Origin of the sequence: Tritonibacter litoralis, assembly GCF_009496005.1 — a bacterium.
In the GTDB taxonomy this organism is placed as follows: Bacteria; Pseudomonadota; Alphaproteobacteria; order Rhodobacterales; family Rhodobacteraceae; genus Epibacterium; species Epibacterium litoralis.
This window is the reverse complement of the sequence record NZ_WIBF01000002.1, coordinates 27,503-49,143: the sequence shown is the minus strand read 5'-3', so window position 1 is coordinate 49,143 and position 21,641 is coordinate 27,503. Positions and strand designations below refer to the sequence as shown.

The following is a 21,641-nucleotide window of genomic DNA, read 5'->3' as shown; positions in this document are numbered from 1 at the left end:
CGTTTAACGTATAATCAGATCAACAACTTGGTGAGCGGCGGCACGAGCCGCAGCCGGATTCAGCGGCACATCGGACTGCGCGGCCTGCAGCCAAACCCCATCCATATAACACTGCAATGCCTGTCGCGCCGGTTCAACCTGATCTGCAGGCAACAGCTCCTGCAGCTCTGCCAGAAAATGGCTGCGCACCCGCGATCGGTTGATCCGATGCAGTCGCGTGAGGCGCGGCGAATAGGGCGCGCTGGCCCAGAATTGCATCCAGATGCTGCATTGTTCGACCGTAAACAGACGATCGGCAAAGTTTGCATCCATCACCGCATAAAGCCGCGCACGTGGGCTGTCTGCCTGTTGATAGCCCGCAATCATCGCCTGGCGCAATTTGGACAGCAGGTGGCGCATGGTGGCCTCCATCAACCCGTCTTTGGTGCCAAAGTAGTAGTTGATCGAAGCGGCGGACGCCTCGGCCTCCCGCGCGATTTCTGCCATTGTAACAACGCCATAGCCATGGCGATGGACGGCGCGAATGGTGGCTTCGATCAGCTCTTCATTGCGGATGTCGCGTATGCGTTTTCTGCCCATAGTCCAGGTCTTGCTCCTGCGTCGGTCGGGGATTTCTTATGGCTTTTACCATAAACTTGTATGACCGTACAAAAAATGATTTCAGAATTCAGGTAAATCTGATATGTCATTTCCCCAAGTCTAAAACAGCGCTTCAATCGGTTCTGATGGCGCATACAACAGGGAAGACTTGATGACACTCTTAATCTCATTTGGAATTCTAATGGCCTTGGGGCTGGTGGTTTTCTGTACACTGAAATGGTGGAACCTCGAAGTGGTCGGGGTCACCCCGGTGCCGCTGTTCACCTTTATCGCAATCCTCTTCACCTCCGGTCTGGACGTGGGGCTGATCATGTTCCCGCTGGCCTGGGACTTCCCGCTTTATGCGGATACCGCGGCCGAGCCCGCCTATGGCTTTACCAACCCGCTGGCACTGGAATTTGGCTTCTGGGGCTTTTTGATCTGGGGCTTTTATTTCCTGACGACCTTCTACTTCTGCGTCATCGAGCCCAAGGTGAAGTTCTTTGAAATCCCGCTGGTGAAGCTGATCAACAATATCGTCATCATCGGCACCTGCGCCTTTACCGGCGCATTGTTCCTGATCTATCTGCCCTATTACGCAACCTTCGTGGGCGACGGCGAAACCGTGATCCCGGCGTTTTATGTGGTGACCTTCCTGGTGATCCTCTTTGCGGCGTTTTCCTCAACCGACATCAAATACGTGCGTATCCTGTCGGTGGGCTCCACAATGCTGTTCCTGGCTCTGATCCTGGGCATGTGGGCCTATGCGGGCATGGGTCTGGGCGAATTCTTTGGCACCGCATCCAACATCGGCGGCTACTTTGCCAATATCCACAAGTTCATCCTGCCGCTCACCGATTACCATGAATTCTACCTGTTCTGGTGGTTTGCATGGTCCATCATGATCGGCCAGTTCACCTCGCGCTTTGTGGGTGGCCTTAAGACCTGGCAAGTGCTGGCTGCACTCCTGATCTTCCCGTCGATCCCGCTGGGTATCTGGTTCTCGGTGCTTTACTATTATCACCTGAACGAGATCGCGACGACCACGATGATCAACGTCTCTATGGCGGCGGTTGGCATCATCTTTGTGATCAACTCGTTTGACTCCTTGATCCGTCTTTACACCGACAACCTGAACCTTTCGGCCAAACGTTTTGGCACCGTGCCATACGTTGTCGGAAACGCGGTGGTTTTGTTCGGTTTGACGCTCGCGTTCCAAAGCCAATGGCTGCAAATCCAATGGATCGGCGCTGTTGTCATCGGGATCTATGTTGCCTGTCTCGCTTATATCTTTGTCACCAAACGGGCAGAGGTCATGGCGATCAAGACAAGCCCCGAGGAAAACACCCTCGACTTTGAGAAGATCAAGGCAGTGCACTAACGTTGCACTCTGATCGCAAAAATATTTGGGCTTTCCCCGCATAAGCGGGGGACCGCCTCCCCAAAAAACTCAGAAGCGATCAAAAGGACCATTCCTTATGTCACCAAATATCCTGATCCTCATGGTGGACCAGTTGAACGGTACTCTTTTTCCAGATGGTCCTGCTGAATTTCTGCATACGCCAAATCTCAAAAAACTGGCCGCTCGGTCTACGCGTTTTGCCAATGCCTATACCGGGTCCCCGCTCTGTGCTCCGGGGCGGGCGGCATTTATGTCGGGCCAACTGCCGTCGCGCACTGGTGTTTACGACAACGCGGCTGAATTCCGCAGCGACATCCCGACCTATGCCCACCACCTGCGCCGTGCGGGCTATTACACCTGTCTATCGGGCAAGATGCACTTTGTCGGACCGGATCAGCTCCACGGGTTTGAGGAGCGCCTGACCACAGACATTTACCCGGCCGATTTTGGCTGGACGCCGGACTACCGAAAACCGGGTGAACGGATCGACTGGTGGTATCACAACATGGGCTCTGTTACCGGCGCTGGGGTCGCCGAAATTTCCAATCAGATGGAGTATGACGATGAGGTGGCCTTTAACGCCACTCAGAAGATCTATGATCTGAGCCGTGGCAAAGACGATCGCCCCTGGGCTCTGACCGTCTCCTTCACCCACCCGCATGACCCATATGTGGCGCGCAAGAAATACTGGGATCTCTACGAAGACTGCGAACATCTGTTGCCGGAAGTCGGCGACCTTGGCTACGAGCAGCAGGACGCCCATTCCAAACGCATCTTCGACGCCAATGACTGGCGCAGCTTTGATATCTCAGAGGAAGACATCAAACGTTCGCGTCGCGCCTATTTCGCCAATATCTCTTACCTCGACGATAAAATCGGCGAGATCCTCGAGGCGCTGGAAAGCACGCGCCAAGACAAGGACACGATCATCTTCTTTGTCTCTGACCACGGCGATATGCTGGGTGAACGCGGCCTGTGGTTCAAGATGTCCTTCTTTGAAGGCTCCGCCCGTGTGCCGCTTATGATCGCTGCGCCGGATCTGCCTGCCGGGCTGATCGAAACACCAGTGTCCACCATCGACGTCACTCCGACGCTTGGTGCGCTGGCCGGTGTAGATATGGCTGAAATTGCCCCTTGGACCGACGGCCATAACCTTGTGCCATTGGCCCAAGGAACGCCGCGCGAGGAACCCGTGTTGATCGAATATGCGGCTGAAGCCTCCTATGCGCCGCTGGTGTGTTGGCGTGAAGGCAAGTGGAAGTACAACCGCTGCGCGCTCGATCCCGATCAGCTGTTTGATCTCGAGGCGGACCCCAAGGAACTCAACAATCTGGCGGAAGATCCCGCCTTTGCAGAGGTGCTTGCGGAGCTGCGGGCCAAATCAATTTCCCGCTGGGACCTTGAAGCCATCGATGCGGATATCCGGGCCAGCCAAGCGCGCCGCTGGGTTGTCTACGAAGCCCTGCGTCAGGGAGGGTATTACCCTTGGGACTACCAACCGCTGCAAAAAGCGTCTGAACGCTACATGCGCAATCATATGGACCTCAATGTTGTCGAAGAAAACGCCCGTTTCCCGCGCGGCGAATGAAACACGTTACGTCGGAAAAGATATACCCATGACACATCCCGCACAGCCCAAAGCCAGCCATTTCATCAATGGTCAGTATGTCGAAGACACCGGTGGCGCCGAGATCCCGGTGATCTATGCTGCAACCGGTGAACGGATCGCCACCGTCCATGCCGCAACCCCGGCCATTGTGGAGCAGGCGCTGGCCTCCGCCAAAGCGGCGCAAAAAGAATGGGCCAAGATGACCGGCACCGAACGCGGCCGCATCCTGCGCCGCGCGGCCGACATCATCCGCGACCGCAATCATGAGCTGTCGGTGCTGGAAACCTATGACACCGGCAAACCGCTGCAGGAAACGCTGGTGGCGGACGCGACCTCCGGCGCGGATGCGTTGGAGTATTTTGGCGGTCTCGCCGCCAGCCTGACCGGTGAACATATCCCGATGGGCGAAGACTGGGTCTACACCGTGCGCGAGCCCCTCGGCGTTTGCGTGGGTATCGGCGCCTGGAATTACCCAACACAGATCGCCTGCTGGAAAGGGGCACCTGCCTTGGCCTGTGGTAACGCAATGGTGTTCAAACCGTCTGAGACCACCCCGCTTTGTGCCCTCAAAGTGGCGGAAATCCTGGTCGAGGCCGGTCTGCCCGCAGGTCTGTACAATGTGATCCAGGGCATGGGCGAAGTGGGCGGTGCGCTGGTCAGCGATCCACGTGTCGACAAAGTCTCGCTCACCGGCTCGGTGCCCACCGGCAAAAAAGTCTATGCCGCGGCAGCAGCAGACATGAAACACGTCACCATGGAATTGGGCGGCAAATCCCCCATGATCGTCTTTGAAGACGCCGACATCGACAATGCGGTGGGCGGTGCCATCAACGGCAACTTCTACTCCTCGGGTCAGGTGTGTTCCAACGGCACCCGCGTCTTTGTGCACAAAGACATCAAAGAGAAATTCCTCACCCGTCTGGCCGAGCGTACAGCGAACGCCAAACTGGGCGACCCCATGGATGAAAACGTGAACTTTGGCCCGATGGTCACGGAAAACCAGATGAACATTGTTCTGGGCTATATCGAGAAAGGCAAAGCCGAAGGTGCTCGTCTGGTCTGTGGCGGCCAACGCGCAGATATGGACGGCTACTTTATCGAGCCAACCATCTTTGCCGATGTCAAAGACGAGATGGTGATTGCCCGCGAAGAGATCTTTGGCCCCGTCATGGCGGTTCTCGATTTCGAGGATGAGGATGAGGTGATCGCCCGCGCCAATGACACCGAATTTGGTCTGTCTGCCGGTGTCTTCACCAAGGATCTGAGCCGCGCCCACCGGGTGATCGGCGCGCTTGAGGCGGGCAGCTGCTTTATCAACTCCTACAATGACGCGCCGGTCGAAGCGCCGTTTGGCGGGGTCAAAGCGTCGGGCGTCGGTCGTGAAAACTCCAAAGAAGCCATCCAGCACTACAGCCAGGTGAAATCGGTTTATGTGCGCATGGGTGACGTCGAAGCCGCGTTCTGATGGATTTTGCGCCGCTTCTGTCCGCCAAAGGCCCGATCCCGCTGCATGCTTTTGCAGCTTTCGCGGCCCTTGGCGTCGGAGCGGCGCAGCTTGCCCTACCCAAGGGGACATTGCCCCACAGGCTGGTAGGCTGGTTTTGGGTTGGGGGCATGGCCGTGGTGGCCGTCTCCAGCTTCTTTATCAATGAAATCAGGCTCATTGGCCCGTTTTCCCCGATACATCTCCTGTCTGTGCTCACTCTGGTGGGGCTCTGGCAGGCCGTGCGCACCGCGCGCCTTGGGCGGATCGACGCCCATCGCCGCCACATGCGCAACCTCTTTTTCTACGCGCTGATCCTCGCGGGAGCCTTCACGCTGCTGCCAGGGCGGATCATGCACCAAATACTGTTCTAGGAGCCAAAATGAACGCGGATTATGTGATCGTTGGGGCGGGCAGCGCAGGCTGCGCGATGGCCTATCGTTTGTCAGAGGCTGGGAAATCGGTGCTGGTCATCGAACATGGCGGCACGGACGCGGGCCCCTTTATCCAGATGCCGGGCGCGCTGTCTTATCCGATGAATATGTCCCGCTATGACTGGGGCTATAAATCCCAGCCAGAACCGGGTCTGAACAACCGCCAGCTGGTGACGCCGCGCGGCAAGGTCATTGGCGGCTCGTCCTCGATCAACGGTATGGTCTATGTGCGTGGTCACGCAGGCGATTATAACCACTGGTCCGATGCGGGCGCGCAGGGCTGGGCCTATTCCGACGTTCTGCCCTATTTCAAACGGATGGAAAACTGGCACGAAAGCGGCCAGGGCGGCGATCCGGACTGGCGCGGCACGGACGGCCCTCTGCATATCTCTCGCGGCCCCCGCGACAACCCGCTGCACGCGGCCTTTGTTGAGGCCGGACAGCAGGCCGGATACCCGGTGACCTCGGATTATAATGGCGAGCAGCAAGAGGGCTTTGGCCCGATGGAGATGACCGTCTACAAAGGTCAACGCTGGTCCGCCGCCAACGCCTATCTGAAACCGGCGCTCAAACGTGACAACTGCACCCTGATCCGCGCCTTTGCCCGCAAAGTGGTGATCGAAGACGGCCGCGCCGTCGGAGTTGAGGTTGAGCGTGGCGGCAAGGTCGAAGTGATCCGCGCCAATGCTGAGGTGATCCTGTCGGCCTCCTCGCTGAACTCCCCGAAACTCCTGATGTTGTCGGGCATTGGCCCGGCGGCGCATCTGGCGGAGCACGGGATTGATGTCATCGCCGATCGCCCCGGCGTCGGCCAGAACCTGCAGGACCACCTTGAGTTCTATTTCCAATGGGCCTGCACCCAGCCGATCACCCTGTTCAAATACTGGAACCTCTTTGGCAAAGCCTTTGTGGGCGCCCAATGGCTGTTTACCAAAACCGGGCTTGGTGCGTCCAACCAGTTCGAAAGCGCGGCCTTCCTGCGGTCGGACAAAGGCGTGGACTACCCCGATATCCAATATCACTTCTTGCCCATTGCGGTGCGTTACGACGGGCAGGCAGCAGCCGAAGGCCACGGTTTCCAGGTCCATGTGGGCCCCATGCGCTCCCCCTCGCGCGGCAATGTCACCCTGTCGTCGGCAGATCCCAAGGATGACCCCAAGATCTTCTTTAACTACATGTCCACCGAACAGGACTGGATCGACTTTCGCAAATGTATCCGTCTCACGCGGGAGGTCTTTGCCCAGGATGCGATGAAACCTTTCATCAAACATGAGATCCAGCCGGGTATGGACCTGCAGACCGACGATGAACTCGACGGGTTTGTCCGTGAACACGCCGAAAGCGCCTATCACCCCTGTGGCACCTGCAAGATGGGCAGCGTTGATGATCCCATGTCCGTGGTCGACCCCGAATGCCGGGTGATTGGAGTCGAGGGCCTGCGCGTCGCCGACAGCTCCATCTTCCCGCGCATCACCAACGGCAACCTCAACGGTCCGTCGATCATGACCGGAGAGAAAGCCAGCGACCACATCCTGGGCCGCCGCCTGCCATCGTCAAACGCCGAACCCTGGTTCAACCCAAATTGGCAGACGTCCCAGCGATAAAAAAATGTGCGAAAACCCGCAATTCGCACACCCCTTTGACTCTGATCAAATCGCCGTGTGGGGCAGGGCAATATTCTATCTTTGACACATCAAAGAGGAGAGACGCCCATGTCCCACACACCCCATGAACTGGCCGCCGAGTTTCCGGACAAGGTCGAAACCATCAGCACGCTCAAATCGTCCGACAAACATTTCGCCCATCTGGCCGACAAATATCATGAGGTGAACCGCGCCGTGCACCGGGCGGAGACCAAAGTGGAACCCATCAGCCAAGAGGCGGAAACCGACCTGCGCAAACAACGCGCTGCACTCAAGGATGAGATCTGGTCGATCCTGTCGGCGGCCTGATGGCCCGTCCAGTCAGGACCTGATAACGGCGGCATCAAGCATTGGCTTGGTGCCGTTTTCGTCTACAAAACCTTGTGATCCTGATCTGGGGCGGGCTTGGCACCGAGGGCAAAACGAATAAGGTGGCGGCCAGTTTCTTTTAGGATTTTCTGCCATGTCTTTTTTGCAAAACTGGCCCGCATTTCGATCTGCAAGGCCTGTTCCATTTGTGGTGCGGCGCCGCGCCGTTGTGATCGGCTGCATTGCTATGGTTGTGACGCCGTTCATATTGCCGATCGTTGTTGGCATCTGTCTTGAGGCTTTGGTCTTTCTGGGTGTTTCAGCCCTTGAGGATCAGGCGGAGGCTTTTGGCGTCCTGATGGGGTTCTCGCTGATGGGGGTTATCCCGGCTATCATCCTTACGATCCCGCTGGCGATGTTTGCGATCAAAACGGGCTTTGCCGGCTGGGCGGTTGCTACTGCATCCGGTGGGATCGTTGGGTATTTGCTGTTCCGGTATGTGTTTGACTTCGACGGGATCGCCTTGCTTCTTGGTGCGGGGTTTGGTGTGGCCTATGCGGCGATCTTCTGGTTCGCGGCCCGTCTGTCCACGCCTTTGGCCTTCGTCCAATATGACGCCGGGACCGAGGACCAAGGTTAAGCGCCCTCATCGCCCCCCCTGCTATGTCACCTCATAGGGCAGGGTGCCGCGCGTATTGGTGTCCACTTGCAGCCGCCGCTCCAAGGGTGGGACAGAGCGTTGGTGGCAGGTGCGGCGTTCGCAGATGCGGCAGGAGATGCCGATGGGCTCATAGGCGGCGTCATTGTCCACATCCATCCCATCGGCATAGACCAGCAGACCCGCGTGTTTGACCTCGCACCCCAGTGCAATGGCATAGCGGCGCAGGGGCGCGCCAAAGCGGCCCGAGGATTTGGAGACATCCCGCGCAAGCGAGATATAGCGCACCCCATCCGGCGTGGCGGCCAGCTGACGCAGGAACTGCCCTGGTGTTTCAAAGGCGCGGTGCACGTTCCACAGGGGACAGGCTCCGCCAAAGCGGGCAAACTGCAGCCTTGTGGCCGAATGACGTTTGGTGATCGTGCCGGCCTGATCCACACGCACAAAGAAGAACGGAACCCCTTTGGCGCCGGGGCGTTGCAGGGTCGACAGGCGGTGGGCGACTTGTTCGATGGACGCCCCAAACCGCGTCGACAACCGCTCCAAGTCATGCCGGTCGGCCTGCGCCTGTGCCAGAAACCGGCCATAGGGCATCAGCGCGGCACCGGCAAAGTAGTTCGCAAGGCCGATCTTGGCGATGGCGCGGGCCTCTTCCGTCTGGAACTTGGCAAAATCCAGCGTCGCCTCCAGCAGGCTGTTGTTCAGCAACAGCGCCACTTGCAACAACAGCTGAAACACCTGGGTCTCCGGTGCCGCCAGCTGCGACAGCTGCAACAGCTTGCGCTCTTTGTCATAGCGGCGCACCCCCTCCATATCACAAAGCTCAACCGTGACCCCCGCCTGTTCCAAGGCCGCAATTGCTGTGGCACGCACTTCGGTTGGGGTCTCGGCCGCGCGGCTGAACCGTTCGGCCGCATGATCCACCGCATCGATGTAATTGTCGCAGTAATGGAAGAAATCGCGCACCTCTTCCCAAGGCGAGGCCTGTAGCCGCGCATCCTCGCGCCCCAGCGCCTCATCCAGTGAAGCCAGCCGTTCGTGGTTCTGACGATAGGCCTGATGCAACGCCAGAAAGGCCCGCGCCAAGGCCGGCGCATTGGAGGCCGCCAGCCGCAGATCCGCCTGGGGCGGCATGGTCTCAACAAACACCGGATCGGCCAGGGCCTCGCGCATATCGCTGACAAGCCGCTCGCTGTCGCCGGTCGACAGTTCGGTCACATCCAGGCCAAACTCCTGCGCCAACGCCAGAACAACCGTGGTGGACACCGGCCGGTTGTTGTTCTCCATCTGGTTCAGATAGGGCAGGGAGACCCCAAGCTTGGCGGCAAAATCCTTTTGGGTCAGGCTCAGCTTGGCGCGCATTTCACGCAGCTTTGCCCCGGCGTAAAGCTTTTGGGTGGCCATCTGTGGCATGCCTTTGCAAATTCAGGTCGCGCAGATTGTAGAATTGCAAATCGGACGGTGCAAGTCCTGGATCGCCATGCCGCCCCGGCCCAATGGTCGCAGGGCTTAGAGCGCTAGTTTGAGTCTCTGCTCGCGCCGGATCACCATCAGGATCGACAGCATGCCCGCCGCAGCGGTCAAGAGCATGATGGTCAAAAGCGGCACGGAAGTGGACCCTTCGACCAGAACCCGTCCAGCCAGTGCTGATAAGACTGCACCGACACCAATCATCACAGCGCCGGCCAGACCGGATGCGCTGCCCGCCAGTTTCGGTCGAACCGAGATTGCGCCCATCGTGGCATTTGGAATAGACAACCCATTGCCAAGCCCCACAAAATTCATCAGACCAAAAAAGGTATAGACGCTCTCCATCCCCGCCAAGGTCAATGCGATCGAGACCCCGACACCAGCCAGATTGATGATGCAGCCCGCAAGGACCATCGCGTTGATGCCAAAGCGTTGCGAAAACCGGCCCGAGATATAGTTGCCAAAGAAATACCCGACCGCCGGTGCGCCCATCATCAGGCCCAAGACGTCAGCCTCCAGCCCATAGATTTCGGTGCCCACAAACGGCGCGCCACCGAGGTACGCAAAGAATGTACCCGACGACAGCCCACAAGCCAGCGAATACCCCCAGAAGCGCGGGGAGCGGAACAACTCTGGATATTCGCGAAACTGCTGAGTGAGGCTCATGCCGCTTCTGCTCTTGGTCTCTCCAAAGTCGCGATACGCCAGCAACCAGACCATCGCCCCCAGCAACAAAAGAATCCAGAAATTGGCGGTCCAATCCAGATAACGGTCAATCACCCCGCCAAGGGCTGGGCTAATCATCGGCACAATGGCCATTCCCATGGTGACATATGCGATCTGGCTGGCGGCCTTGTCGGTTTCATGCACGTCCCGGATAGAGGCTCGGCTGATAGCTAGAGTGGTCGCCACAATGGCTTGACCCATGCGGAAAATCAGGAAGCTCAACGCGGTTGGCGCAAAGATGCAGCCCACGGTCATAACCATAAAGGCAACCAGGCTCCACAACATCACCGGTCGCCGCCCCATCTGGTCCGACACCGGCCCGACCACGACCTGAACCACCGCGCTCAAACCCAGATACAGCGAGATCGACAGCTGCATGACCCGATAGTCGACCTCGTAATATGTCGCCATGCTGGGCAGGGAGGGGATGAACATATTCATGCTCAGCGCGCCAATGCCTGTCAGCAAAATCAGCGTGACAACATGGGCGGGGGTTTTGGCTGTCATATTGGGGCTCGGAAATGGAAGCTGAAAGGGTAGTTAACAAGTAAATTACCTGTACGGATCAGTTTACTTTCCACGGTGCGACAAGTCCAAGGGTTTCCCTGTGCTGTGGCGCGCAGACCCCTGTGTATGGCGCCAAGATCTAACTAAGATGAGATAATTTGCAGTTATTCAAATTAGCAATGCTGCGCCGCAAATGATTTGCAAATTTGCGAATTTTAACTTTGGTCAAAGAACGGGCACGTCTATGGTCCCTCAGGAATCTAAGAGGGACACCGGCCATGAAAGATATTCTAGCAGAACTGAATGACCGTCGCGAGGACGCGCGTCTCGGCGGGGGGCAAAAACGCATCGACGCCCAACACGCACGCGGCAAGCTGACCGCCCGCGAACGGATCGAGCTTTTGCTGGATGCCGACAGTTTCGAAGAATTCGACATGTTTGTGTCGCACCGCTGCACCGACTTTGGGATGGAAAACAACAAACCCGCAGGCGACGGTGTGATCACCGGCTGGGGCACCATCAACGGGCGTCAGGTCTATGTGTTCAGCCAGGATTTTACAGTTCTGGGCGGCTCGGTGTCGGACACCCATGCGATGAAGATCTGCAAGATCATGGATATGGCGATCCAGAACGGTGCGCCGGTGATTGGTCTGAACGATTCCGGTGGTGCCCGTATTCAAGAAGGTGTGGACGCGCTGGCCGGCTATGCTGAGATCTTCCAGCGCAATATCATGGCCTCGGGTGTGATCCCGCAGATCTCCGTCATCATGGGCCCCTGTGCCGGCGGCGCGGTATATTCGCCTGCGATGACCGACTTCATCTTTATGGTCAAAGACACCTCTTACATGTTTGTGACCGGCCCCGATGTGGTGAAAACCGTTACCAACGAAGTTGTCACCGCCGAAGAGCTGGGCGGCGCCTCCACCCATACCAAGAAATCATCGGTGGCTGATGGGGCCTTTGAAAACGACGTCGAGGCGCTGGCCGAGGTCCGCCGCCTGGTTGATTTCCTGCCGCTGAACAACCGCGAAAAACCGCCTGTGCGCCCCTTCTTTGACGAACCCGGCCGCATTGAAACCAGCCTGGATACGCTGATCCCGGAAAACCCCAACCAGCCCTATGATATGAAAGAGCTGATCCTGAAAACCGCGGACGAAGGCGACTTCTACGAGATTCAGGAAGATTACGCCAAGAACATGATCACCGGTTTCATTCGGCTCGAAGGGCAGACCGTGGGCGTGGTCGCCAACCAGCCGATGGTGCTGGCGGGGTGTCTGGATATTGACTCCTCGCGCAAGGCCGCGCGGTTTGTGCGCTTCTGCGACTGTTTCGAAATCCCGATCCTGACCTTTGTGGATGTCCCAGGCTTTTTGCCGGGCACCTCTCAGGAATATGGCGGCGTTATCAAACACGGGGCAAAGCTGCTGTTTGCCTATGGTGAGGCGACTGTTCCAAAAGTCACCGTGATCACCCGCAAGGCCTATGGCGGTGCCTATGACGTGATGGCGTCCAAACACCTGCGTGGCGATTTCAACTATGCTTGGCCCACGGCGGAAATCGCGGTGATGGGGGCCAAGGGTGCCACCGAGATCATCCACCGTGCGGATCTGGGCGACGCTGACAAGATCGCAGCCCACACCAAGGATTACGAAGACCGGTTTGCCAACCCCTTTGTCGCCGCTGAACGCGGTTTCATCGACGAGGTGATCCAGCCCAAATCCACCCGCCGCCGCGTCTCGCGCGCCTTTGCGTCTCTGCGCAATAAAAAGCTCGAGAACCCGTGGAAGAAACACGACAACATCCCGCTTTGATTTATGAGAAACCGCAACTGGCATATCCTGCGCGAAGAGGGCGATCTGGGCCCCGTGATCACGCTGACGCGTGAACGGCCCGCTCGTCTGGATGTCGTGGCCGAAACGGATCTGCCGCCGGGCGACCCGATCCGTTTGGCGCATCAGATCCGGCAGGATATGTGGCGGGTTTTACAATCTATGCGCGGGTTCTCGCCCGTCGTGCGCCTGACCGCAACCGCCGCAGGCTGGCGGGTTGCGGCAGGTGGCCGGGTGCTTGGAAAAATCCCGCCCGCGACGGCGGGGCAGATCCAGGCACTTTTGGAAAATCAATCAAAGCGCAGCCGTTGGGTGGCTCAGGCGAATCGTAGGGGAGGGCAGAAATGATGTATTTCCTGCGTCATATTTTTGTCACCTATCCCTCTGTGAACATTGATCAGTTCAACTCAAGCGATAGCGGTGCGACATTCGTGTCACCTATCGTAAAAACACTTAGATTCGAACGAATCACGATTTGCACATTTGACAATGGGGACGAATCGCGGCCATGATCACCCCACGCCTGATAAGCATAGCGCGCGCGGCCAGCGCAGCGCCTGCGGCCCCGGCTGGAGGAGGCCCTTTTACAGGGTGCCGGGGCTGCGGACATCTCTTGTCTGCTTTCACTTTTTTTACCGCTATGGGTTGTGCAGTTGCAGCATGGGCTGCATCGGTAGACGCGCAGCAACAGCTGTCTGTGCCCTCGGGCCAGCCGGTCTATTTGTCTGAAGTGTTACAGGATGAAACACCCGGTGCGCTCTGGCTCAGATTTCGATTTATTGCACCTGACATCGCACAAGGTGCAGGGCAGGCCGACGTGGATCAGGCGGCAGGCGACATGGATCACCTTTGCCAGTCGGTGGCGCTGCCCTATGTGCAGGACCATCAGATCGCAGCCGCGCGGATTGCCATCTCACTGTCGGACCGTCCGGTCCCCTTTGGCGAAGCCGATCCCGAGGCGACCCAGTATTTTGAGCTTTACAGCGCTCAGGACGCCACCTGCATCTGGGAGGCGTTCTGATGACGGTATGTCTGATTGCATCCCAATCACCGCTTCGGCAGGAATTTGCGGCTTTGTCGACACATGCGCATCCTCTTGTGCAGTGGGGATTTTTATTTGCGTTCACCTCCTGTAAGCTCACGGCAGGTTCGGCGGGGCCGGACCAGTATTATTGGTTGAGGCATGCGCGGCCCTTGGGGCGCGCTGGTTTCGCAAAAGTTCACAGGAGACTGAAATGTCTAAGAGCATCAAACTGTTTGCAATGGCAGGCCTGCTGGCCGCTGTTGCCGCATGTGCAAGCCGTCAGGAAGAGTTCGTCGTGGTTGATCCCGAGCCGATCTCTGAAGAACCGGTTTACACCGGCAAATACAAATAAACCCTTCAGGGGACCGGCCCTGCGGCCGGCCCCCGCCGCTCCGCATGGTGCCGGATTTGAGGCACCACCATGTTAAAACATCGCGGATTCCCCGGCCGTCTGCCGGGCACAGATTTCCAATTCATCATTCGTCGTCCCAATCCCAAAGGGGCCACACCGATCACCGTTCGCGAACGGTTTCGCGACCGCAGGCCGGCGGACCGCCGCGCGGATGCGGGCTTTATGCAGGCGCTTTGGGAACATTTTGGAACGGAGCCGTTTGAACGGGGCAACCTGGATGCAGGTCGCCTCAGCTGGCTCTTTGGGCGCGAAGTGGTTGCGGTCGACGAAGATTTCGACCCCACCGATTACGAGGCGCTGCTGCAAATCAACGAAGCCGTTGCGCGCGCGTCCTTTCCCGAAGCCTTTGACGGAGGGCAGGGGTAATGGGCCTGCGGCTGCGTCATATATCTGTCTCTGACGGGTTTGCCCGCAGCCGCGCCTGCGCGCAAACAGTGGCGCCATGGGCAACCCCTTGCCCAAACCAAGACGCTTTTGCGCAAGCTTCTGCACAGATCCGGTATCAGGCACGAGGTGTCTTGTATCGGACGCGCCCGTCGGCAACCTGCCTGCAAAACGTCGGATCATCCCGGCGCAAGATGCAGAAAGGATCGACGCAGTGCAGACCTCTTATCGACGCTTCACAATGGGGGCAGCCCTCATCGCCGCTCTGGGCCTTTCGGCCTGTGGCGACACAACCGCAGAACAGGCCGCTTTGGGCGCCGCTGCGGGCACCGTGGGCTCAGCGCTCCTCGATGGCAATCTGGTCACCGGCGCCGCCGTCGGCGCGGCGGCCAATGTCATCTATTGCAAGGAATACCAGCGCAGCTGCTGATCAGCCTGCGCCCAACCCGAACCACACGTCAAACGCCGTCTCTGACTTCTGTCGCATCGCTGCACAGGGGCCAGAGGCGGCGTTTTGGCGTTTAAGCCTAAGAAACCGAAGGAGAGCCGATGTTTGACAAGATCCTGATTGCCAACCGGGGGGAGATTGCCTGTCGCGTCATCAAGACTGCGCGCAAAATGGGGATCAAGACCGTTGCCATCTATTCGGACGCAGACAAGCAGGCGCTGCATGTGCAGATGGCGGATGAAGCCATCCACATCGGCCCGCCGCCCGCAAACCAGTCTTATATTGTCATCGACAAGGTGATGGAGGCGATCAAAACCTCCGGCGCACAGGCTGTGCATCCGGGCTATGGCTTCCTGTCGGAGAATTCCAAATTTGCCGAGGCTCTGGCCGAAGCTGGCGTTGCCTTTGTCGGACCGCCCGTGGGCGCGATCGAAAGCATGGGGGACAAGATCACCTCCAAGAAGATCGCTCAGGAGGCAGGCGTTTCCACCGTGCCCGGTTACATGGGTCTGATTGAGGACGCGGATGAGGCGGTCAAGATTTCCAATGAAATCGGCTACCCGGTGATGATCAAAGCCTCCGCCGGCGGTGGCGGCAAAGGGATGCGGATTGCCTGGACCGACGAAGAAGCGCGCGAAGGCTTCCAGTCCTCCAAGAACGAGGCCGCGAATTCTTTTGGCGATGACCGGATCTTTATCGAGAAATTCGTCACCCAACCGCGCCATATCGAAATTCAGGTGCTGTGTGACAGCCACGGCAACGGCATCTATCTGGGCGAGCGTGAATGTTCGATCCAGCGCCGCAACCAAAAGGTCGTCGAAGAAGCCCCGAGCCCCTTCCTGGACGAAGACACCCGCAAAGCCATGGGCGAACAAGCCGTCGCATTGGCCAAGGCCGTGGGCTATGCCTCTGCCGGGACCGTGGAGTTTATCGTCGATGGCGACAAGAACTTCTACTTCCTGGAAATGAACACCCGCCTGCAGGTGGAACACCCGGTGACCGAGCTGATCACCGGCGTCGACCTGGTGGAACAGATGATCCGCGTCGCGGCCGGCAAAGAGCTGACCATGTCCCAGGACGACGTCAAACTCACCGGCTGGGCCATCGAAAACCGTCTTTATGCCGAAGATCCCTATCGCAACTTCTTGCCGTCGATTGGTCGTCTGATCCGGTACCGCCCCCCTGCGGAAACCGCAGCCTATACGCCGGGTGTCCAACCCGGTGATGCGGGCGACATCGTGGTGCGCAATGACACCGGCGTTTATGAGGGCGGCGAGATCTCGATGTATTATGACCCGATGATCGCCAAGCTCTGCACCTGGGCGCCAACCCGCGACGCCGCGATCGAGGCGATGCGCACCGCGCTCGACAGTTTCGAGGTCGAAGGCATTGGTCACAACCTGCCATTCCTGTCGGCGGTGATGGATCATCCCAAGTTCATCTCGGGTGACATGACCACCGCCTTTATTGCCGAGGAATATCCTGACGGTTTCGAAGGGGTCGAACTGCCCGAAAGCGATCTGAAACGCATCGCGGCCTCCTGTGCGTCGATGCACCGGGTGGCCGAAATCCGCCGCACGCAGGTCTCGGGCCGGATGGACAACCATGAACGCAAGGTTGGCAATGACTGGGTTGTCGCCTTGCAGGGGCAGACATATCCGCTGTCTATTGCCGCCGACAGCGACGGCTCGACCGTCACTTTTGATGATGGCACCACAATCCGGATTTCCTCTGACTGGACACCGGGCGACCAGCTTGCAACCGTTCAGACTGACGACAGCGAACTGGTGATGAAAGTGGGCAAGATCACCCACGGCTTTGCCATCCGCAGCCGTGGCGCGGATCTCAAGGTCCACGTGCGCTCCCCGCGTCAGGCAGAGCTTTCGCAGCTGATGCCCGAAAAACTGCCGCCCGATACCTCCAAGATGCTGCTCTGCCCAATGCCGGGTCTGATCGTCTCGGTTGCGGTCGAGGTCGGCGACGAGGTTCAGGAAGGCCAGGCGCTCTGCACCGTGGAAGCCATGAAAATGGAGAATATTCTGCGCGCAGAAAAAAAGGGTGTCGTAACTAAAATTAACGCGAGTGCCGGCGACAGCCTCGCGGTGGACGACGTCATCATGGAGTTCGAATAATCTCGTGACCTGCGCCGCGCCGCATAACCCCTTGTCTTCCCGTGCTTTTTGCGCGGGCCGCAGACATGGGGCGGCGGCGCGGCCGCAAATTCGGCCCGCAATTCGCCCGCGGCCTAATCGTTTACATCAAATTGTAAGCTTAACCCCCTGTAAACAATTGGCATTTACCTTTGAGAAAGACCTTGGTGGGCAAGGGATTTTTCAGGGGCCAAGAGTGGGCCCCTGCCAGACTAGTTGGAGGGGTATTGTGCCAGAAGAAAAGACGTCCTGGTCGCTGACCAGGGCACGGCGCCGCTTGGCTTCACGCGGGCGGGCGGCCACACGTGCAATTGGCGCGGGCATGGTCCTGCTTGCGATTGCAGGTTGTTCAAATCAAAGCGAAGATGACGTACGCACCCGCCTTAATGATTGGGTGAGCCTGGGTGAAACCCTTTATTTCCATGCAGATGCACGGTGTTCCGCAGCGGTTTTTGACCTGAAATCCACCCGGATTTCGTCAGCTGTTTCCCGTGCGCGGACCTTTCAATCCGGTGAGAACCTCCTGGACCGACAGGAACCGGTCTTCTTTGATATCAAAGGGGAGAGCCCCCATTCGGTGACCGAGGCGTTGATGTCGGCCAGCCTGCATCGCGGCGTTGGTCTGATCTCACCCGGTATCTCTGCACGCAAGTGTATGACAGAAACCTTGCAGAGCTATTACCTGCAGGCGCTTTTGGATGAGAATGCCGACCTGGTGTTTGACCCCGAAGAAAAAGCCATGATCGTCGTTGATGGCGAAAACCGCTGGCTGTTTTACGCGCGGGGGGATGGCAAGTGACCTATTCGCCCCGCCGTTCCTCTATCTCGCGCACCCGCAGCGGCATCTTGTCGATGGTCCGGCTCAATTCGCGCACGGTCCAGGGGAACGGCTTGCGCAGCTTCACATCGCCATCTTTACCCACCAGCACCAATTGGAACCCGCGGGGGCGCAATTGCCGGCGCAGGTCGGATTTGGCAGCGGGATCTGTATCGGTCAAAACCACCACATCCCGTTCCCGCAACGCCGCTTCCTGGTCCTGCAGCTCCTCCAGCTGTTCCTGGAATCGCGGATCCGCCTCGGAGTCCGCAAAAATCACCACCGGGCGTTTTTTCCATAAGAATTCATTCAAATTTGATTCAAACGCGCCCAGAAACAGCGCGTCTTCGCTTGGCATGCTGCCGTCGCTTGCCCAACTTGTGGCAGCAAGGGTCGAGCCGAGAAAAGCAGTCAAAACAACGGGTAATAGGGATCGCATGGGGCCTCCTGTTGGTTTCAATATATGGCATGATGGCCAAAATGCGATGGCTGATCGTGATAAGCCCCGAAAAAAACACATAATGTTAACCACCTTGGAAGGACCTGCGGAACAAGCTGGCAACAGTTTCGCAACACATGCTGCCTTGACAGCCTCCGGCAGAAGGACCGGTCCATCCATGAAAGTGTCTTTGCATATCGGTGCACATCGCTGCGCCACCACCACCTTCCAGGAATACATGCGCCAGAACCGGGCGCAGGCCGCCATGGATGGCGTCTGTTATTGGGGCCCGCAGGTGACTCGTTCGGGCCTGTTCCAGGGCGTGCTGCCGGGGCCACAAATCCTGCCCAAAACAGATCCCGCCAAACGCGCCCGCGGGCGGATCAAGCTGAAACTGGCTGCCGAACGCGCCACAGGGTTTGACCAGCTGGTAATCTCGGATGAAAACATCCTTGGCTCCATGCGCCAGAACCTGCATCTGGGCACGCTTTATGCGGATGCGGGCGAACGCCTGCGCCGCTTTGGTGAGGCGTTTGATGGAGAGCTGACAGATCTGGTGCTGAACATCCGCGCGCTTGATCACTATTGGACCTCGGCGCTGACATATGGTGTGGCGCGCGGCTTTCCGTTCCCGACCACAGATATGCTGAACCGTTATGTGAAATCCGAACGCAGCTGGCGCGATGTGATCACCGATATTGCCACCGCGCTGCCGGATGTGAACCTTTGGGTGCAACCCTTTGAAACCTTTGGCGGTCGCCCCAATGCGCAGCTGACATCAATCACCGGGATCCGCGCCCCCCGCGCCCATGCCCGGATCCGTCTGGCGCGCTCTCCACGGGTTGAGGAGCTGTCGACCTATCTGATGGACGAAGACGCCGCAAAGCTGGCGGATCAGTTCGGCGTCTGGCGTCCTTTTGACGCCGAGCAGACCGCAATTCTGCGCGAGACATATGCCGACGACATGATGTGGCTTGTTGGCGGTGCCGACGGGCTGGCGCAGATCAGCGCCGATCACGAAGACCAAGCGGGCGACGCAAGAACGTTCCGCAGAACACTGACACGAGGAAGACCCAATGACCAAGACCAACGATTGGCGGGATCTGGCTGAAAAAGAGCTGCGCGGACGCCCGCTTGACGACCTGACCTGGAACACGCTGGAAGGCATCGAGGTCAAGCCGCTTTATACAGAAGAAGACACCAAGGAGCTCAACCATATGGGCTCCTTGCCGGGGTTTGGCCCTTTTACCCGCGGCGTCAAGGCCACCATGTACGCCGGTCGCCCCTGGACCATCCGCCAATATGCGGGCTTCTCCACCGCCGAAGAATCCAACGCCTTTTACCGCCGCAACCTGGCCGCCGGTCAGCAAGGTGTTTCGGTCGCCTTCGACCTGGCCACGCACCGCGGCTATGACAGTGACCACGAACGTGTGGTTGGCGATGTGGGCAAGGCGGGCGTGGCCATCGACAGTGTCGAGGATATGAAAATCCTCTTCGACGGCATCCCGCTGGACAAAGTCTCCGTCTCGATGACCATGAATGGCGCCGTGATCCCGATCTTGGCCAGTTTCATTGTCGCCGGTGAAGAACAGGGCCATGACAAATCGCTGCTGTCCGGCACCATCCAGAACGATGTTCTGAAGGAATTTATGGTCCGCAACACCTATATCTATCCGCCGGAACCGTCGATGCGGATCATCTCGGATATTATTGAGTTCACCTCAAACGAGATGCCAAAATTCAACTCGATCTCGATCTCTGGCTACCACATGCAAGAGGCCGGCGCGAACCTGGTGCAGGAACTCGCCTATACGCTGGCGGATGGGCGCGAATATGTGCGCGCGGCGATGGACGCAGGCATGGACGTGGACAAATTTGCCGGTCGCCTGTCGTTCTTCTTTGCCATTGGTATGAATTTCTTCATGGAAATCGCCAAACTGCGCGCCGCCCGCACCCTGTGGCACCGGGTGATGACCGAATTTGGCGCAAAATCCGAACGCTCCAAAATGCTGCGCACCCACTGCCAGACCTCGGGCGTGAGCTTGCAGGAGCAAGACCCCTATAACAACGTGATCCGCACCGCCTATGAGGCGATGTCGGCGGTGCTGGGCGGCACGCAGTCCCTGCACACCAACGCGCTGGATGAGGCAATTGCACTGCCCACGGATTTCTCGGCCCGGATCGCACGCAATACCCAATTGGTGCTGCAGGAAGAAACCGGCGTCACCAATGTGGTCGACCCGCTGGCGGGCAGCTACTACATCGAAAGCCTGACTGACGAGTTGATCGAAAAAGCCTGGGCCTTGATGCAAGAGGCCGAAGAAATGGGCGGCATGACCAAAGCCGTTGCCTCGGGCATGCCAAAGCTCAGAATCGAAGAGACAGCCGCCCGCCGCCAGGCCATGATCGACCGCGGCGAAGAGGTAATTGTTGGCGTCAACAAATACCGCAAGGAGCAAGAAGACCCGATCGACATTCTGGACGTGGACAATGTCGCCGTGCGCGAAAGCCAGATCGCCCGGTTGAAAGACATCCGCGCAACGCGAGACGACGCAGCCTGTGCGGCTGCTCTGGACGAAATCACCCGCCGCGCCAAGGAAGGCGGCAACCTGCTTGAGGCGGCGGTCGAAGCCGCTCGGGCGCGTGCATCTGTGGGGGAAATCAGCATGGCAATGGAGAAAGAGTTCGGCCGCCACTCGGCGGAGGTAAAGACTCTGGCAGGCGTCTATGGCGCAGCCTATGAGGGCGACGAAGGCTTTGCCGCCATTCAGAAGTCGATTGAGGCCTTTGCCGAAGAAGAAGGCCGCCGCCCGCGTCTTTTGGTGGTGAAAATGGGCCAGGACGGTCATGACCGCGGGGCCAAGGTGATTGCCACAGCCTTTGCTGACATCGGTTTTGACGTGGACGTGGGTCCGCTGTTCCAAACCCCGGCCGAGGCCGCGCAGGATGCGATCGACAATGACGTGCATGTGGTGGGAATTTCCTCGCAGGCGGCCGGCCACAAAACGCTGGCACCGCAGTTGGTGGAAGAGCTGAAGGCGCAAGGGGCCGAGGATATCATCGTGATCTGCGGCGGTGTGATCCCGCAGCAGGACTATGAGTTTCTTTATGGCGCGGGGGTCAAGGCGATCTTTGGCCCGGGCACCAATATCCCAGAGGCGGCGGAAGACATTTTGAACCTGATCCGCACCGCCCGCGGGTAATCTTGAGCCAAGGGGCTGGGGCTCCCGCGCCCGCAGGTGGCGCACCTCTGGTGCACCCCCTTGGCGGCCTTGGGCATGGCAGGCGCGCCGGGGGTCCCCCGGCGCGCCTGCCGCG

Annotated in this window: 21 protein-coding genes; 17 read left to right on the top strand and 4 right to left on the bottom strand. The window is 58.6% G+C overall.

Going from position 1 to position 21,641, the window contains the following annotated elements; all coding sequences use genetic code 11:
* Nucleotides 1-3: 3 nt before the first annotated feature.
* Nucleotides 4-579 carry a choline-binding transcriptional repressor BetI gene (gene betI / locus GFB49_RS04420; RefSeq protein ID WP_153214614.1) on the bottom strand — a complete coding sequence of 192 codons (576 nt, stop codon included), beginning with the start codon at nucleotides 577-579 and terminating at the stop codon, nucleotides 4-6.
* A gap of 172 nt (nucleotides 580-751) precedes the next feature.
* On the opposite strand from betI, the gene GFB49_RS04415 reads away from it, so the two are divergent.
* The 7 genes from GFB49_RS04415 (at nucleotide 752) to GFB49_RS04385 (ending at nucleotide 8,099) form a co-directional block, all read left to right on the top strand.
* On the top strand, nucleotides 752-1,960 hold the full coding sequence (locus tag GFB49_RS04415; RefSeq protein WP_153214613.1) for a BCCT family transporter: 1,209 nt from the start codon (nucleotides 752-754) through the stop codon (nucleotides 1,958-1,960).
* 97 nt (nucleotides 1,961-2,057) lie between these two features.
* Complete coding sequence (gene betC / locus GFB49_RS04410) at nucleotides 2,058-3,569, top strand: choline-sulfatase (protein WP_153214612.1); 1,512 nt, start codon at nucleotides 2,058-2,060, stop codon at nucleotides 3,567-3,569.
* Between the two features lie 28 nt (nucleotides 3,570-3,597).
* Nucleotides 3,598-5,055 (top strand): betaine-aldehyde dehydrogenase, encoded by a 1,458-nt coding sequence (betB, locus tag GFB49_RS04405; RefSeq protein WP_153214611.1) that lies wholly within the window; start codon nucleotides 3,598-3,600, stop codon nucleotides 5,053-5,055.
* Nucleotides 5,055-5,447, top strand: coding sequence for a DUF2306 domain-containing protein (locus GFB49_RS04400; RefSeq protein ID WP_153214610.1), 393 nt, complete (start codon nucleotides 5,055-5,057; stop codon nucleotides 5,445-5,447). Before betB ends, GFB49_RS04400 begins: the two co-directional genes overlap by 1 nt.
* 8 nt (nucleotides 5,448-5,455) lie before the next feature.
* Nucleotides 5,456-7,111 carry a choline dehydrogenase gene (gene betA / locus GFB49_RS04395; protein WP_153214609.1) on the top strand — a complete coding sequence of 552 codons (1,656 nt, stop codon included), beginning with the start codon at nucleotides 5,456-5,458 and terminating at the stop codon, nucleotides 7,109-7,111.
* A 108-nt stretch (nucleotides 7,112-7,219) separates the two neighbouring features.
* Entirely contained in the window at nucleotides 7,220-7,459 is a 240-nt protein-coding gene (locus GFB49_RS04390; protein WP_153214608.1) for an HP1242/YdcH family protein, read from the top strand.
* Between the two features lie 154 nt (nucleotides 7,460-7,613).
* Entirely contained in the window at nucleotides 7,614-8,099 is a 486-nt protein-coding gene (locus GFB49_RS04385; RefSeq protein WP_153214607.1) for a hypothetical protein, read from the top strand.
* 21 nt (nucleotides 8,100-8,120) lie between these two features.
* Here the strand turns inward: GFB49_RS04385 and GFB49_RS04380 are convergent, their stop codons facing one another.
* On the bottom strand, nucleotides 8,121-9,521 hold the full coding sequence (locus GFB49_RS04380) for a helix-turn-helix domain-containing protein (RefSeq protein ID WP_153214974.1): 1,401 nt from the start codon (nucleotides 9,519-9,521) through the stop codon (nucleotides 8,121-8,123).
* Between the two features lie 105 nt (nucleotides 9,522-9,626).
* Nucleotides 9,627-10,820, bottom strand: coding sequence for a multidrug effflux MFS transporter (locus GFB49_RS04375; protein WP_153214606.1), 1,194 nt, complete (start codon nucleotides 10,818-10,820; stop codon nucleotides 9,627-9,629).
* A 278-nt stretch (nucleotides 10,821-11,098) separates the two neighbouring features.
* Between GFB49_RS04375 and GFB49_RS04370 the strand changes: the two genes are divergently transcribed.
* The 8 genes from GFB49_RS04370 (at nucleotide 11,099) to GFB49_RS04340 (ending at nucleotide 17,866) form a co-directional block, all read left to right on the top strand.
* On the top strand, nucleotides 11,099-12,631 hold the full coding sequence (locus GFB49_RS04370) for an acyl-CoA carboxylase subunit beta (RefSeq protein ID WP_153214605.1): 1,533 nt from the start codon (nucleotides 11,099-11,101) through the stop codon (nucleotides 12,629-12,631).
* Nucleotides 12,632-12,634: 3 nt separating this feature from the next.
* A complete protein-coding gene (locus tag GFB49_RS04365; RefSeq protein WP_153214604.1) occupies nucleotides 12,635-12,997 on the top strand; it encodes a hypothetical protein in 363 nt (120 codons plus the stop codon).
* 265 nt (nucleotides 12,998-13,262) lie between these two features.
* On the top strand, nucleotides 13,263-13,670 hold the full coding sequence (locus GFB49_RS04360; RefSeq protein WP_246149611.1) for a DUF6497 family protein: 408 nt from the start codon (nucleotides 13,263-13,265) through the stop codon (nucleotides 13,668-13,670).
* Between the two features lie 214 nt (nucleotides 13,671-13,884).
* A complete protein-coding gene (locus tag GFB49_RS20990) occupies nucleotides 13,885-14,025 on the top strand; it encodes a hypothetical protein (RefSeq protein ID WP_194269260.1) in 141 nt (46 codons plus the stop codon).
* A 69-nt stretch (nucleotides 14,026-14,094) separates the two neighbouring features.
* Nucleotides 14,095-14,451, top strand: a complete 357-nt coding sequence (locus tag GFB49_RS04355; RefSeq protein WP_153214602.1) for a hypothetical protein — start codon at nucleotides 14,095-14,097, stop codon at nucleotides 14,449-14,451.
* 259 nt (nucleotides 14,452-14,710) lie between these two features.
* Nucleotides 14,711-14,899: a hypothetical protein gene (locus GFB49_RS04350; protein ID WP_153214973.1), complete on the top strand. Its 189-nt coding sequence runs from the start codon at nucleotides 14,711-14,713 to the stop codon at nucleotides 14,897-14,899.
* 119 nt (nucleotides 14,900-15,018) lie between these two features.
* Nucleotides 15,019-17,049, top strand: coding sequence for an acetyl-CoA carboxylase biotin carboxylase subunit (locus tag GFB49_RS04345; protein ID WP_153214601.1), 2,031 nt, complete (start codon nucleotides 15,019-15,021; stop codon nucleotides 17,047-17,049).
* Between the two features lie 247 nt (nucleotides 17,050-17,296).
* Nucleotides 17,297-17,866: a hypothetical protein gene (locus GFB49_RS04340; protein WP_153214600.1), complete on the top strand. Its 570-nt coding sequence runs from the start codon at nucleotides 17,297-17,299 to the stop codon at nucleotides 17,864-17,866.
* A 1-nt stretch (nucleotide 17,867) separates the two neighbouring features.
* On the opposite strand, the gene GFB49_RS04335 is transcribed toward GFB49_RS04340, so the two are convergent.
* Nucleotides 17,868-18,323, bottom strand: coding sequence for a DUF4174 domain-containing protein (locus GFB49_RS04335; RefSeq protein ID WP_153214599.1), 456 nt, complete (start codon nucleotides 18,321-18,323; stop codon nucleotides 17,868-17,870).
* A 178-nt stretch (nucleotides 18,324-18,501) separates the two neighbouring features.
* On the opposite strand from GFB49_RS04335, the gene GFB49_RS04330 reads away from it, so the two are divergent.
* Both GFB49_RS04330 and scpA read left to right on the top strand, forming a co-directional pair.
* Complete coding sequence (locus GFB49_RS04330) at nucleotides 18,502-19,434, top strand: hypothetical protein (protein WP_153214598.1); 933 nt, start codon at nucleotides 18,502-18,504, stop codon at nucleotides 19,432-19,434.
* Nucleotides 19,400-21,526 carry a methylmalonyl-CoA mutase gene (gene scpA, locus GFB49_RS04325; RefSeq protein ID WP_153214597.1) on the top strand — a complete coding sequence of 709 codons (2,127 nt, stop codon included), beginning with the start codon at nucleotides 19,400-19,402 and terminating at the stop codon, nucleotides 21,524-21,526. The genes GFB49_RS04330 and scpA overlap by 35 nt, the downstream gene beginning before the upstream one ends.
* Nucleotides 21,527-21,641 lie beyond the last annotated feature (115 nt).

Coding starts and splice junctions, on each gene's coding strand:
- betI (WP_153214614.1), bottom strand. CDS start 579: ATGGGCAGAAAACGCATACGCGACATCCGCAATGAAGAGCTGATCGAA.
- GFB49_RS04415 (WP_153214613.1), top strand. CDS start 752: ATGACACTCTTAATCTCATTTGGAATTCTAATGGCCTTGGGGCTGGTG.
- betC (WP_153214612.1), top strand. CDS start 2,058: ATGTCACCAAATATCCTGATCCTCATGGTGGACCAGTTGAACGGTACT.
- betB (WP_153214611.1), top strand. CDS start 3,598: ATGACACATCCCGCACAGCCCAAAGCCAGCCATTTCATCAATGGTCAG.
- GFB49_RS04400 (WP_153214610.1), top strand. CDS start 5,055: ATGGATTTTGCGCCGCTTCTGTCCGCCAAAGGCCCGATCCCGCTGCAT.
- betA (WP_153214609.1), top strand. CDS start 5,456: ATGAACGCGGATTATGTGATCGTTGGGGCGGGCAGCGCAGGCTGCGCG.
- GFB49_RS04390 (WP_153214608.1), top strand. CDS start 7,220: ATGTCCCACACACCCCATGAACTGGCCGCCGAGTTTCCGGACAAGGTC.
- GFB49_RS04385 (WP_153214607.1), top strand. CDS start 7,614: ATGTCTTTTTTGCAAAACTGGCCCGCATTTCGATCTGCAAGGCCTGTT.
- GFB49_RS04380 (WP_153214974.1), bottom strand. CDS start 9,521: ATGGCCACCCAAAAGCTTTACGCCGGGGCAAAGCTGCGTGAAATGCGC.
- GFB49_RS04375 (WP_153214606.1), bottom strand. CDS start 10,820: ATGACAGCCAAAACCCCCGCCCATGTTGTCACGCTGATTTTGCTGACA.
- GFB49_RS04370 (WP_153214605.1), top strand. CDS start 11,099: ATGAAAGATATTCTAGCAGAACTGAATGACCGTCGCGAGGACGCGCGT.
- GFB49_RS04365 (WP_153214604.1), top strand. CDS start 12,635: ATGAGAAACCGCAACTGGCATATCCTGCGCGAAGAGGGCGATCTGGGC.
- GFB49_RS20990 (WP_194269260.1), top strand. CDS start 13,885: ATGTCTAAGAGCATCAAACTGTTTGCAATGGCAGGCCTGCTGGCCGCT.
- GFB49_RS04355 (WP_153214602.1), top strand. CDS start 14,095: ATGTTAAAACATCGCGGATTCCCCGGCCGTCTGCCGGGCACAGATTTC.
- GFB49_RS04350 (WP_153214973.1), top strand. CDS start 14,711: ATGGGGGCAGCCCTCATCGCCGCTCTGGGCCTTTCGGCCTGTGGCGAC.
- GFB49_RS04345 (WP_153214601.1), top strand. CDS start 15,019: ATGTTTGACAAGATCCTGATTGCCAACCGGGGGGAGATTGCCTGTCGC.
- GFB49_RS04335 (WP_153214599.1), bottom strand. CDS start 18,323: ATGCGATCCCTATTACCCGTTGTTTTGACTGCTTTTCTCGGCTCGACC.
- GFB49_RS04330 (WP_153214598.1), top strand. CDS start 18,502: ATGAAAGTGTCTTTGCATATCGGTGCACATCGCTGCGCCACCACCACC.
- scpA (WP_153214597.1), top strand. CDS start 19,400: ATGACCAAGACCAACGATTGGCGGGATCTGGCTGAAAAAGAGCTGCGC.